General features: G+C 49.7%; 12 protein-coding genes. All 12 read right to left on the bottom strand.

All coding sequences use genetic code 11. From position 1 onward, the window contains the following. Positions 1-3: 3 nt before the first annotated feature. Positions 4-435, bottom strand: a complete 432-nt coding sequence (gene mraZ, locus DXB83_RS00620; protein WP_022461070.1) for a division/cell wall cluster transcriptional repressor MraZ — start codon at positions 433-435, stop codon at positions 4-6. 323 nt (positions 436-758) lie between these two features. Then, positions 759-1,634, bottom strand: a complete 876-nt coding sequence (gene lgt, locus DXB83_RS00615) for a prolipoprotein diacylglyceryl transferase (protein WP_022461071.1) — start codon at positions 1,632-1,634, stop codon at positions 759-761. 206 nt (positions 1,635-1,840) lie between these two features. After that, the gene (gene ychF, locus DXB83_RS00610) at positions 1,841-2,938 is read right to left on the bottom strand and encodes a redox-regulated ATPase YchF (protein ID WP_022461456.1); all 1,098 of its coding nucleotides are present in this window, start codon (positions 2,936-2,938) and stop codon (positions 1,841-1,843) included. 124 nt (positions 2,939-3,062) lie between these two features. Continuing rightward, on the bottom strand, positions 3,063-3,716 hold the full coding sequence (locus DXB83_RS00605; RefSeq protein WP_147398326.1) for a thiamine diphosphokinase: 654 nt from the start codon (positions 3,714-3,716) through the stop codon (positions 3,063-3,065). 34 nt (positions 3,717-3,750) lie between these two features. Beyond that, a complete protein-coding gene (gene rpe, locus DXB83_RS00600) occupies positions 3,751-4,434 on the bottom strand; it encodes a ribulose-phosphate 3-epimerase (RefSeq protein WP_022463156.1) in 684 nt (227 codons plus the stop codon). A 1-nt stretch (position 4,435) separates the two neighbouring features. Then, positions 4,436-5,320 carry a ribosome small subunit-dependent GTPase A gene (gene rsgA / locus DXB83_RS00595; protein WP_055219788.1) on the bottom strand — a complete coding sequence of 295 codons (885 nt, stop codon included), beginning with the start codon at positions 5,318-5,320 and terminating at the stop codon, positions 4,436-4,438. A 2-nt stretch (positions 5,321-5,322) separates the two neighbouring features. Beyond that, a complete protein-coding gene (gene pknB / locus DXB83_RS00590) occupies positions 5,323-7,590 on the bottom strand; it encodes a Stk1 family PASTA domain-containing Ser/Thr kinase (protein WP_118697177.1) in 2,268 nt (755 codons plus the stop codon). Then, entirely contained in the window at positions 7,584-8,327 is a 744-nt protein-coding gene (locus DXB83_RS00585) for a Stp1/IreP family PP2C-type Ser/Thr phosphatase (RefSeq protein WP_022463152.1), read from the bottom strand. Before DXB83_RS00585 ends, pknB begins: the two co-directional genes overlap by 7 nt. Before the next feature lie 30 nt (positions 8,328-8,357). Then, complete coding sequence (rlmN, locus tag DXB83_RS00580; protein WP_055226967.1) at positions 8,358-9,398, bottom strand: 23S rRNA (adenine(2503)-C(2))-methyltransferase RlmN; 1,041 nt, start codon at positions 9,396-9,398, stop codon at positions 8,358-8,360. 3 nt (positions 9,399-9,401) lie between these two features. Next, positions 9,402-10,769: a 16S rRNA (cytosine(967)-C(5))-methyltransferase RsmB gene (gene rsmB / locus DXB83_RS00575; RefSeq protein WP_330415457.1), complete on the bottom strand. Its 1,368-nt coding sequence runs from the start codon at positions 10,767-10,769 to the stop codon at positions 9,402-9,404. Beyond that, on the bottom strand, positions 10,759-11,454 hold the full coding sequence (locus DXB83_RS00570) for a zinc metallopeptidase (protein ID WP_022463149.1): 696 nt from the start codon (positions 11,452-11,454) through the stop codon (positions 10,759-10,761). The genes rsmB and DXB83_RS00570 overlap by 11 nt, the downstream gene beginning before the upstream one ends. Positions 11,455-11,540: 86 nt before the next feature. Further along, a complete protein-coding gene (fmt, locus tag DXB83_RS00565; protein ID WP_118697176.1) occupies positions 11,541-12,512 on the bottom strand; it encodes a methionyl-tRNA formyltransferase in 972 nt (323 codons plus the stop codon). Between the last annotated feature and the right edge of the window lie 18 nt (positions 12,513-12,530).

Raw genomic sequence — 12,530 nt, 5'->3', positions numbered from 1 at the left:
AGATCAGATCACAATGCCCATCTCTTCCATTGATTCGGCGATGGCATCCATATCATCATAATTGCTGTTTTCGTTCCATTTTTCCTTGCTCCAGATTTCAATCCGGTTGATATTTCCGGTAAGGACTACATCTTTTTCCAGACCAGCAAATTCCCGCAGCGTTGCCGGTACGAGAATCCTCCCCTGCTTGTCCAGTTCACATGACGTAGCACCTGCTACAAAGAAACGGGAAAAAGTTCTGGCGTTTTTGTTTGTAAGTGGTAAGGCTCTCAGCTTCTCTTCAAAGGCAGCCCATTCGTCGTTTGGGTAAATGGAAAGGCATCCGTCCAATCCCTTCGTCAGTACAAACTCTTCTCCCAGCTGTTCTCTGAACTTGGACGGTATGATCAATCTTCCCTTCGCGTCAATCGTATGACTGTACTCTCCCATGAACATAATGAAAACCCTCTTATCACCTGAAATGGCGGTCTCCCCACGCACCACTTCATGTATCGCGCCGCAGCCAGACTGCCACATCCGCTCCACAACGCACCACTTTTCACCACTTTCTACCACTTATATTTTTATTCTATATCAACTCAGGGAAAATAGCAAGGTCTTTTTTCTATTTCATTTTTAAGATTTTCCCCAAAATGCAACATTTTTATGCGCATTTTCCGCCTTTTTTATACCAATTTTGTATCAAAAAAGAGAAAACCTTTTTTGCCGGTTTTCCCCTTTTCTGTATTTTTATTCTGTTTTTTTCACTGGTTTTATCCTTAAGAATGGGCTGTCTCCCCACCGGATGATAATTTTTTTCGTTTCCATACCACCAAGATGGTACATCCCACCACAAGGCACCCCGAAAGGAGCTGGGAAACCGGAAGTCCCACCACCGGAAGCAGAAGCTGGTCGGTGCGGAGTCCCTCGATCCAGATTCTTCCAAGGCCATATCCTATCAGATACATCAGGAACACTTCGCCGTTAAATTTTTTTCTTTTCCGAAACCAGAAAAGAAAAAGCAGGACACCCACATTCCATAAACTTTCATATAAAAAGGTGGGATGCACCTGAATATACTCGACGCCGTTTACCGTCACCACATGATCCCACATTTTCTGTGTGATTTCATTGGCACGGACCGCGGAAACCGGAAGCTGCATCGCAAACAGGTTGTTAGTGTAGTCACCGAATGCCTCACGGTTAAAGAAGTTTCCCCACCGTCCCATAATCTGACCGAACACGATGCTCATGCTCGCGGTATCCATCAGAAGGCTGAAGTTCTGTTTCTTCTTTCTGCTGTAAATCACCACCGCAATGCAGGCACCGATGATGCCGCCGTAGATGGCAAGTCCGCCCTGGCGGATGTTGAAAATACTCAAAAGATCATCCTTATAATAGTCCCAGGCAAATATAACGTAGTAAATCCGTGCCCCGAGAATACCGGCTGCGATGCCGATCATCGCAAGATCGAGGTACTGCTCCGGGTTCTGCCCCGTCCGCTTTGCCTCTCTTTGGGCAATCCAGATCGCAATCATCATACCGGTTACGATCACGATGCCGTAATAGGCAATGGAAAATCCGAAAATACTGATGTTTTTTCCCACATGATCGAGATAAATCCCGAGATTGGGGAAATTAATTTCCATATCCATAGATTTTATTCTCTCTGATTTTCAGTTCATTGTTTCAACTCACAGTCGGTATTTTCACGGAGTCTGACATGTCGAAAATAGTTCGACTGTGACCTACCTCATGTCAGTGGAGGATACCGATTTCTCTCCGCCCGCCACTGCTGTTATGTTTCTTTTAACAATTCATCCCACCGCTTTAGAAGCGGGGGACTTCTTGTCTACTGGTGTTAAACGTTAAAACGGAACAGGATGACATCGCCGTCGCGGACAATGTAATCTTTTCCTTCCATACGCACAAGGCCTTTCTCTCTTGCTCCTGCGTAGGAACCGCAGTCGAGCAGATCCTGATAATTGACAACCTCGGCTTTGATGAATCCGCGCTCGAAATCGGTGTGGATTTTTCCGGCTGCCTGCGGTGCTTTTGTTCCGACTTTGATGGTCCATGCACGGGTCTCATCCTCTCCTGCTGTAAGGAAGCTCATGAGGCCGAGCAGACGGTAGCTTGCTGCGATCAGTTTTTCCAGGCCGGACTCGGTAAGACCAAGATCCTCGAGGAACATTTTTTTCTCATCCTCTTCGAGTTCGGAGATTTCTGCCTCGATCTCGGCGCAGATGACGAATACTTCGCTGTTGTGCTCTTTTGCATATTCGCGGACGGACTGTACATAGGAGTTGTTTGCGCCGTCGTCAGCGAGATCATCCTCTGCTACGTTTGCTGCGTAGATGACCGGTTTACTGGTCAGCAGGTTGTACTCTGCGATCCATTTCTCCTCGTCCTCGTTCTGCAGCTCCATCAGGATGGCATCTTTTCCGTCCTCGAGCAGTTTTTTCAGACGCTCCTGGAATTCGAGCTCTTTTGCTGCCTCTTTGTCCATTCTTGCAGATTTTGCAGTTTTGGAAATACGGCGCTCGAGTACCTCAAGGTCGGCGAAGATCAGCTCAAGGTCGATGGTCTCGATATCACGGAGCGGATCAATGCTGCCGTCTACGTGGATAACGTTCGGATCCTCGAAGCATCTGACAACATGAACGATAGCGTCTACCTCACGGATATTGGCAAGGAACTGGTTTCCAAGTCCCTCTCCTTTGGATGCACCTTTTACAAGACCTGCGATGTCAACGAACTCGATGACAGCCGGTGTTACTTTCTTGGACTGATAGAAATCTCCGAGCTGCTGCAGACGCTTGTCCGGAACCGGCACGATGCCGACATTCGGGTCAATGGTACAGAACGGATAGTTTGCGCTCTCTGCTCCTGCTTTGGTCAGGGAATTGAAAAGTGTACTTTTTCCGACGTTCGGAAGGCCCACGATACCTAATTTCATAGTAATCTATATCTCCTTTGTTTTTATTTTTCGCTTCTTTTTCTGTTCGGGTTCTTTTTATGCACAAAAAGAGCCCAATGCAACTATAAATTATAGCACACGGGCTCTTTGATTTCAATGGATTTTAATCTCTTGACTGTACCATCAGAAGAATGCCGCCCTCGTACGATACATGCGCGGTCTCCTCGACGATCTCATTGCTCACGCACAGACCACCCGAAGTATTCGGCAGACAGTGATGGTCGAGCGGGTAGGCGAAGCCCTCCAGGGTGATGGATGCGACTTCCTTTTCCAGCGGGAAGAACGAAACGTACTTTCCGAACTGCTCTTCTTTCCGGATTTCAAACGAAGTTTCCACCGGAATCGTAATCAGATTGCGGCTGTCTACGATGTAAGCCGGAATTTTCTTCTCCCATGCCGTTTTCAGGTTCTGCACAATACTTAAGAAATGGTCGAGTCTTCCCCCTGTTGCTCCGAGGATCGTGATTTCACTGCTTCCCAGAACAATCGCCTGCTGAAATGCGATGTCCGTGTCCGTATTGTCCTTCATGGGATTAAATTCCCGGATCGGTGCGACATGGTTCTCCTTGTAATAATTTAAAATCTCCGGAGATAAACTGTCAAAATCTCCCAGAATATACGTCGGCATAATCTGGTAATGGTAGCAGAACTCCAGTCCCCGGTCTGCTGCCAGGATAATATCAAACTGCTGTTTCTGAAGATATGGGAAGGCAAAATCCGGTTCGATCATCCCTCCCGAAATAATACATGTTCTCACGTTTCCCTGCCTCTTTTTTCTGTCTTTTTGTATCTTATTCTGCCTTTTTGCTGTATGAAGAAATTTTTTCCTGCAGCTCGCGCACGTTCTGCTCGATGTTGCTGCCAAATACAGCAGAGCCTGCCACGATGATGTTGGCACCTGCCGCAAGGACTTCATCGATGGTCGCGCGGTTGATGCCGCCATCGACCTGAATGTGCACATGCTCCAGTCCCTTTTCATCCAGCATTCTGCGGAGCGTACGGATTCTCTCCGTCGACTCCGGGATATACTTCTGGCCGCCGAAGCCAGGATAAACGCTCATAATCAGAATCATTTCTACCTGATCCATCACGTCCGTAACCGCAGAAAGCGGCGTATCCGGATTTACGGCAACTCCGGCATCTGCGCCTGTTTCATGAATCTTTTTCACGGTTTCTGCCAGATCGCGGCATGCCTCCGCGTGAACCGTGATCATATCCGCCCCGCAGCTTTGAAATTCTTCTACGTACCGCTCCGGGTCCTTTACCATCATATGAACATCAAAATACAGACTGCTTTCTTTTCGGATCGACTTTACCACCGGCATTCCAAACGAAATGGATGGTACAAACATTCCATCCATAATATCGATATGAAGCCACCGGCACTCTGCTTTCTCTACCCTTTGGATCTGTTCTCCGAGACGGTTGAAGTCTGCGGATAAAATAGAAGGTGCCAACTGATATACTCGGCTCATGCTAGTATCTCCTCTTTTCCTGTTCTTTCAGTTCTTCATAGAACATGGTATAGTTTTCAAATCTTTCTTTGCTGATATTTCCCTGTTCCAGTGCCTCTTTGACGGCACAGCCCGGCTCTTTTCCGTGGATGCAGCCGAGGAAACGGCATTTTCCTTCGTACGGATGAAATTCCGGGAAAAAGTTTTTCAGCTCCTCTTTTTCCATATCGGTTGTATAAAGCGAGCTGAACCCCGGCGTATCGCACAGATACGTCTCATGGTCGATCGGGATCATCTGGGAATGGCGCGTCGTGTGTTTTCCTTTTTTCAGCTTTTTGCTGATCTCTCCGGTCTCCATCTGGATTTCTTTCTGCATCCGGTTTGTGATCGAAGATTTTCCGACGCCGGACGGACCGGCTACCACCGTTGTTTTCCCTTTCAGGTATGCTTCCACTTCCTGCATGCCCTGCTCTTTCGCTGCACTCACCGTAAAGACACGGTAACCGCAGTTCTCATAGACGCTTCGCAGATGGTCTGTGTAATCTTCCCCCGCAAGATCTCTTTTATTGAAACAGATTGCCGTCGGAACGTTCTGCTGTTCCATCATCACAAGAAAACGGTCCAGAAGCGTCAGGTTCGGGGTCGGATTTTCCAGCGCAAAAATCACAAGCGCCTGATCGATATTGGCCACTGCCGGACGGATCAGTTCATTCTTTCGCGGCAGAATCCGGGTCATATTTCCTGTTTTTTCCGCTTCATCCAGAATCTCGATTTCCACAAGATCTCCGACGAGCGGTTTCTGGCCTTCCTTTCGGAAAATTCCTTTTGCTTTGCACTCATAAATGCCGGATTCTTCTACGTCTACGTAGTAGAATCCGGCAATTCCTTTCATAATCTTTCCTGTCATACTCACCCTTCACTCAACGGAACCGATGGGTACTGTGCAATTGCCTGATAACTTCCGCTCGAATCCATCTCATAGAAGACGATTCTTCCGGTAGAAGAAGCAGACGATGAAGCACTCCAGTTGGTGTTGACAGAATACGGCCAGCTCGTAATGGCCTGTCCGTCCATGATGGTGATGGAGGTTTCGTTTCCGTTTCCATCATCCTGGATCAGCTCAATTTTTGCAATACCACCCTGATACTGATCCGGCGCACTTAAGGTCTGGCTGCAGGACCAGGTAACATCCGTAGCGGTATTTGCGCCCGGCTCGGCCGGTGTCGGGGTCGGTGTATTCTCATCCGGCGTCGTTGGCTGTGCACTTGGGCTGTTGACATAAATCGTAACGTCCGAACCTTTCTTCACTTTGGTTCCGATTGCCGGGTCAACCTCCATGACTTCACCCTCGGCCACCTTGCTGCTGGTTCCTGTTTTTACAATAATATTGAAATCGCTCAGGATTGATTTTGCAGTTTCCTCATCCAGACCAATTACATCACGGATTGCAATTTCTTCCGCGTCCTTTGATCCCTTGCTGACAACGAGGGTAACGGTGGATTCCGGTGCAACCTGGCTTCCTTCGGCCGGATCAACGGAAATTACGTATCCTTCGGCAACGGTATCGCTGAAATCCTCTGTGGTAGAAACCTGAAGTCCAAGCTGGGTCAGAGCAGCGCTTGCAGCGTCTTTCTGTGTTCCCACAATACCGGTCGGAATCGTTACGGTTTCTTTTCCGGAGCTTACATAATACGTAATCGTTGCATTTTTATCAACTTTCGTTCCCGGTGTCAGATCCTGACGGCAGATCTTTCCTGCCTCAATGACATCCGATGCCTCGGTTCCGCCATTGACTACGCCAAGCTTCAGGCTGTTTGCCAGTGTGGCTGCATCTGCCTCTGTTTTGTTTCTCAGATCCGGAACGGTTACTTTTTCCTCTTCTTTGCTGCTGGAAGAAACAACTTCCGTGCTGCTCGATGATGATGCAGAACCAGAAGAAGCTGCGGTCGGTCCTTTTCCGCCGACAATGCCGGCTGCCTGTGCGATGAAGTAGATCAGCATGCAGATGATGATGGCTGCAATCGCAAAACCGCCGATCGTAATGATCTTCTCAAGTTTGTTTCCGGCTTTGTCATCGTCATCCTCATCGTCGTAATAGGAATCGTCGTCATCCTCATCGTAGGAATCGCGGTCATCCTCGTCTTCGTCCTCATCCTCTTCTTCTTCGTCCTCGTAGCTGTAATCTTCGTTCTCGTCCTCATCCTCGATCTTGCTGTAGCGCTTGCGGGCCGGCTCCTCTGCCGTCTGCGCATTTGCTTTTGCTGCTGCGCCGGAACGGATCTGGCTTAATTCCTCTGCGGATACCATAACGGTCTCGGCGTGGGAGCTTAACGGAGTTACTTTTACGAAGTTGCCCTGCGGCTCCATCAGCGAATGCTTCAGGTCATCGATCAGCTCCGCCATGTTGTTGTAACGGCGGTCCGGGCTCTTCTGGGTACATTTTAAGATGATCTGCTCCAGTGCGAACGGAAGGTTCGGGGTATATTTGGATGGAGATTCAATCTCCTCCTGTAGATGCTTGATTGCGATGGCAACGGTGGTGTCGCCGTCAAACGGCACTCTTCCGGTTACCATCTCGTACATGGTGATACCAAGGGAATAGATATCACTCTTATAGTCCGAATATCCGCCGCGCACCTGCTCCGGAGAGCTGTAATGTACGCTTCCCATAACGTTCGAACTGATCGTATTGGAAGAAGTTGCCTTTGCAATACCAAAGTCGGAAAGTTTTACTTTTCCGTCTGTGGAAATGATGATGTTCTGCGGTTTGACATCGCGGTGTACAATATTGCGGTTGTGTGCTGCTTCAAGACCAAGGGAAACCTGAATGGCGATGCTGGTCGCCTCTTTTACGCTCAGTTTTCCTTTGCGGTCAATGTAATCCTTCAGAGTAATTCCCTCGACAAGCTCCATGACGATATAGTAAACGCCGCGGTCCTCCCCGACATCGTACACGTTTACAATATTCGGATGGGACAGTCCTGCTGCGGCCTGTGCCTCCGTGCGGAACTTGCGGATAAAGGTTTTATCCTCCCGGAATTCCGGTTTTAAAACCTTGACGGCCACCATGCGGTTCAGCTTGTGGTCTTTTGCTTTGTAGACATCAGCCATACCGCCGGAACCGATCCGGCTTATGATCTCATATCGTTCTCCTAAAATAACGCCCTCTTTTAACATTCTTTCACCTCGTTTGTAAATGGTTCAACGACAATGACTGCGATATTGTCTCTGCCGCCATTTGCATTTGCTTTATCAATTAAACGTTTCGCCTTGTCCTCACCGTCTTCTCGGCAGATGAGTTCGAAAATCTCCTCATCCGTTACCATGTTGGAAAGGCCGTCCGAGCACATCACCAATTGATTGCCCTCTTCAAGCTGAATGTCAAAGAAATCAATCTTTACGGTATCCTGTGTGCCTACTGCTCTGGTAATAATGTTTTTGTCCGGGTGATTCCGCGCCTGCTCGGGAGTGAGTTCTCCAAGGCGCACCATCTCTGCGATCAGGGAATGGTCCTGCGTCACCTGGTCAAACGTGCCATCTGCTGCCAGATACAGCCTGCTGTCTCCTACGTTTGCAACGTAGGCATAGTTGCCGACAACCGTAGCTACTACCATCGTCGTACCCATGCCTTCCATGGATATATCTCGTTTTGCCTGCTCAAAAATCTGGCTGTTTGCTGCTTCAATTCCATGCCGAATGATCCGCACCGGGTTGAAATTCGTATCCCTTTTTACAGATTCCACCAGTACAGAAACACCGTAACGCGAAGCAAAATCGCCCGCGTTATGGCCTCCCATGCCGTCTGCAACGACAAAGAGGTTCGGAAGGTTTCCGACCGGAGAGGCGGAGGCAAACACAAAATCCTGGTTCATCGTCCGTTTCTGTCCGATATCGGTTGCAGAAAATACCTTCATGCTTTTTTCTCCTGTATTGACAGCCGCTTTTTACGGCTGTTCGTTTGATTTATCGATAAAACTTTTTCTTAACTGTCCACAGGCTCCGTCAATATCGGCGCCCATTTCCCTTCTAATAGTAACATTAATTCCGTATTTTTCAAGTTTATTTTTGAAATTCTCTACGACTTTTTTCGTTGATTTCACGTAATCGCGCTCTTTGATCGGGTTGACCGGGATCAGATTTACATGACAGTTGATATCCGAAATCCGCGCGGAAAGCTCTTTTGCATCGGCTTCGCTGTCATTTTTCCCGCCAACGAGAGAGTACTCAAATGTAATCCGACGGCCTGTTTTTGCAAAGTAATTGCGGCATGCATCGAGAATTTCATCAATGGAATATTTATTGGCAATCGGCATCAGCTCGCGGCGCTTTTCATCGTTCGGCGCATGAAGGGAAAGTGCCAGGGTGATCTGGAGTCCCTCATCTGCCAATTTGTACATATTCGGCACGATTCCGCAGGTGGAAACGGTGATGTTTCTCTGGCTGATGTTGAGTCCTTCCTGGCTCGAAAGCAGCCGCACGAAGCGCACCAGATTGTCGTAGTTGTCCATCGGCTCACCCGTTCCCATGACAACCAGATTGGAGACCCGCTCCCCGGTGTCCTCCCAAATCCGGTAAATCTGGTCGAGCATCTCCGACGGAGTCAGGCACCGCACGAGTCCGCCGATTGTGGACGCGCAGAAGCGGCAGCCCATCCGGCAGCCGACCTGGGATGAGATGCAGACGGAATTTCCGTGGTGGTACTTCATCCAGACGCTCTCGATCACGTTGCCGTCGCTAAGGCGGAACAGGTATTTTCTCGTTCCGTCGATTTTGGACTCCTGCACCTGCACTTTTTCGAGACAGGTAAGCGGATACTGTTCCTTTAATTTTTCCCGGAAGGCAAGCGAGAGATTCGTCATCTCATCGTAGCTGCCCGCCAGACGATGATGCATCCAGTCGTATAACTGTTTGGCACGGAACGGCTTTTCTCCCATCTGCTGGCAGGCGTCCTTTAATTCGTCTAAGGTCATTGATTTAATATCCATCTGTTACGCCCGTCCTTCCTCTGTTTTCCGGAATTTTGCAAGGAAAAATCCGTCTGTCTTGTGTACCCCCGGGATCAGCTGCAGCTGTCCTTTGGCCGTTTCTCCGCTTTTCAGCTCATCCGGCAGCAGTTCATCCAGACTGACTGCTTCAAACGGGAACTGTTCCAGAAACCATGCGGCATTCTCGCTGTTTTCTTTTCTGTTGACGGTACATGTGCTGTACAGCAGTGTGCCGCCCGGCTTTACGTACGATGCGGCATTTGCAAGGATTGCCCGCTGAATCCGTACCAGCTCCTCTTCTTTTTCTTTTGAAGCGTAATATTTGATATCCGGCTTTCTGCCGATGACGCCGTATCCGGTGCACGGCAGGTCCGCAATCACAACGTCCGCTTTTCCGATCCATTCCGCATCGAGCTGTTCCGCATCTTTTACCTTCGGCACGACGCAGGAAACACCTGCTCTCTGCACATTTTCCCGGATCAGATCGACCTTGTATTCAGTGAGATCACGCGCTTCCACGCATCCCTGATTTCTCATTTTATCTGCTGCATGGAGGCTCTTTCCGCCCGGTGCCGCGCAGAGATCCAGCACCTGGTCACCCGGCTTTGGATCCGCCAGATGCGCCGCCATCATGGAGCTCACATCCTGAATCTGGAACCGGCCTTCCTGGAAGGCATTCAGTGATGCGATCGTCTCAAAGTTTTTCAGATAGAACGCCTCGCCAAGATACGGCGCTTTTTCCAGCTCTGCCCCCTGGCTTTCCAGGCTTTTCTTCGTCTCCTCGATCGTATTGTTCCAGCGGTTGATACGGATCGTCACCTGTTTTTCTTTCAGGAAATCCGCCATCATCGTTTCTGCCGTTTCTTTTCCGTACTGGGATACGAACTCCTCAACCAGAAATTCCGGCATGGAGTATTTCACGGAAAGATACTGCGTAGTATTGTTCTCCTTCGGCATCGGCAGATGATCTTTTTCCCGCACGATCGTGCGCAGAACGCCGTTGACAAAGCCCTTTAAGTTGTAAAAATGCTTCTTTTCCGCCAGTTTCACCGCCTCATTGACGACTGCCGAATCCGGTACTGCGTCAAGAAAACGGATCTGGTACACCGACATCCGTAAGATCGCACGAATCACCGGCTTGCATTTGTTGATCTTGATTTTGGAATACTGATTGATGATGTAGTCATTCTGGATGCCGTATTCCACGGTTCCCTCGCAGACCCGCTTGATAAACGCACGGTCCTGCCGCGGCAGGAACTGGTATTTATCGAGGGCGTCCCTTACAGCAAGATGGCAGGGCGTTTTCTCCCTGTCCATCTCAAGCAGAATGTTCATAATCAGCTCTCTTGTATTGATTGTATCAGTCATCATTTCTCCTAAATGCTCCGGATAAAATCAGCAGCCGGAGCAGCTGCAGCAGAGAACCGATCACCGCTGCCACGTATGTCATGGCTGCAGCCCAGAGTACTTTCTTGACTCCGTCGTGTTCCGTCTCTGTCACCATACCGCCCTCACTGAGCATTTTTAATGCTCTTCTCGACGCATCGAACTCGACCGGAAGTGTTACCACCTGGAATGCCAGTGCCAGCACAAACAGCCAGATACCGGCTTTCACCAGCATCGGAAGGCTGAAAATCAGTCCGATCAGGAACAGCGGCCAGAAAAGCTGGGATCCAAGGTTCGCTGCCGGAACAATGGCGCTTCTTACTTTCAGCGGCACGTAATCCGTATTGTGCTGTACGGCATGGCCGCACTCATGCGCTGCGACGCCGATCGCTGCGACCGAGGTTGAATCGTAAACCGCATCCGATAAATTCACGGTTTTTGTCCGCGGATCATAGTGGTCGGTCAGTTTACCGGATACGTGGCGGACGGTCACATCGTAGATGCCGGCCTGATGCAGAATGCGCATCGCCGCCTCGCGTCCCGTCATGCCGCTGTACGAGCGGACGGTCTGATATTTGCTGAAAATCGTGTTCATGCGGGCGGATACCGCCATGGAAATCAGTGCGGCAAGAATCACCAGCAGATACGTACTGTCATAAAAAAGTCCCATATCGTTTTTCTCCTTTTTTCTCAGGCACAGCAGCCATCACACCGCTGTGCAGTTCCCCGCCTTAACTTCAGGTTGCTTTTTCTCTTTTATTCGCCAAGTCTGGTACCCGGCTCGATCGCATAGCCGCGCAGGAAATCGGCGGTTTTCATCCGTTTCTTTCCTTCGAGCTGCAGCTCCTCGATCACCAGAATGCCGTCTCCCGTCTTTACATGGAGGCCTGTCTCATCTGCCACCCAGACTTTTCCGGCACTCTTCGTCGGATTCTGTCCCGGAATTTTCGAGAACAGATCGCCGCCGAACATGGCAATGACTTTGGCACCCCAGATTTTCAGATTCTTTCCGTTTACTTTTGTAAAAGCACTCGGCCACGGGCTCATCGCACGGATCTGACGTTCGATCTCAACGGCACTCTTCGTCCAGTCGATCTTTCCGTCTTCTTTTTTGATCATCCGCGCATACTCTGTGGTGCTTATCTCCGGCTGTTTTTCCGGTGTCACTTCGCCTTTTTCAAGTTTTGGAAGTGTCTCCACCAGAAGTTTTGCTCCGGCTGCGGCGAGCTTGTCAAAGAGACTGCCGCCGGTCTCATCTGCTGCAAGCGGAACTTCCACTTTCGTCAGCATATCGCCTGTGTCGAGGCCTTCATCCATCTTCATAATGGTTACGCCGCTCACTTCATCGCCGTTCATGACAGCCCACTGGATCGGCGCTGCTCCGCGGTAAGCCGGAAGCAGGGAGGCATGAACGTTGATGCATCCGTATTTCGGCATGTCCAAAATCTCTTTTGGAATAATCTGGCCGAATGCAACGACAACGATCACATCCGGCTCCATTTTCCGGATTTCCTCGATCGCCTCTGCATCCCGCACGCGGCGCGGCTGATAGACCGGAAGGCCGTGTTTTTCGGCTGCCTCTTTCACCGGTGTCGGCATCATCTGTTTTCCGCGGCCCTTCGGTTTGTCCGGCTGGGTCACAACGCCTGTGATCTCATAACCGGCCTCCACGAGTGCCTCAAGTGTTCCCACGGAGAAATCCGGGGTTCCCATAAATACCACTTTCATCTGAAGTCATCTCCTTTA

The organism is Blautia sp. OM06-15AC (assembly GCF_003481425.1).
GTDB lineage: Bacteria > Bacillota > Clostridia > Lachnospirales > Lachnospiraceae > Fusicatenibacter > Fusicatenibacter saccharivorans.
The sequence above is the reverse complement of the archived record's forward strand: the minus strand, read 5'-3'. Positions and strand labels throughout refer to the sequence as shown.

Excerpts from the sequence above, each read along its gene's own strand:
- mraZ (WP_022461070.1), bottom strand. The coding sequence starts at position 435 with ATGTTCATGGGAGAGTACAGTCATACGATTGACGCGAAGGGAAGATTG.
- lgt (WP_022461071.1), bottom strand. The coding sequence starts at position 1,634 with ATGGATATGGAAATTAATTTCCCCAATCTCGGGATTTATCTCGATCAT.
- ychF (WP_022461456.1), bottom strand. The coding sequence starts at position 2,938 with ATGAAATTAGGTATCGTGGGCCTTCCGAACGTCGGAAAAAGTACACTT.
- rpe (WP_022463156.1), bottom strand. The coding sequence starts at position 4,434 with ATGAGCCGAGTATATCAGTTGGCACCTTCTATTTTATCCGCAGACTTC.
- rsgA (WP_055219788.1), bottom strand. The coding sequence starts at position 5,320 with ATGACAGGAAAGATTATGAAAGGAATTGCCGGATTCTACTACGTAGAC.
- pknB (WP_118697177.1), bottom strand. The coding sequence starts at position 7,590 with ATGTTAAAAGAGGGCGTTATTTTAGGAGAACGATATGAGATCATAAGC.
- DXB83_RS00585 (WP_022463152.1), bottom strand. The coding sequence starts at position 8,327 with ATGAAGGTATTTTCTGCAACCGATATCGGACAGAAACGGACGATGAAC.
- rlmN (WP_055226967.1), bottom strand. The coding sequence starts at position 9,398 with ATGGATATTAAATCAATGACCTTAGACGAATTAAAGGACGCCTGCCAG.
- rsmB (WP_330415457.1), bottom strand. The coding sequence starts at position 10,769 with ATGATGACTGATACAATCAATACAAGAGAGCTGATTATGAACATTCTG.
- DXB83_RS00570 (WP_022463149.1), bottom strand. The coding sequence starts at position 11,454 with ATGGGACTTTTTTATGACAGTACGTATCTGCTGGTGATTCTTGCCGCA.
- fmt (WP_118697176.1), bottom strand. The coding sequence starts at position 12,512 with ATGAAAGTGGTATTTATGGGAACCCCGGATTTCTCCGTGGGAACACTT.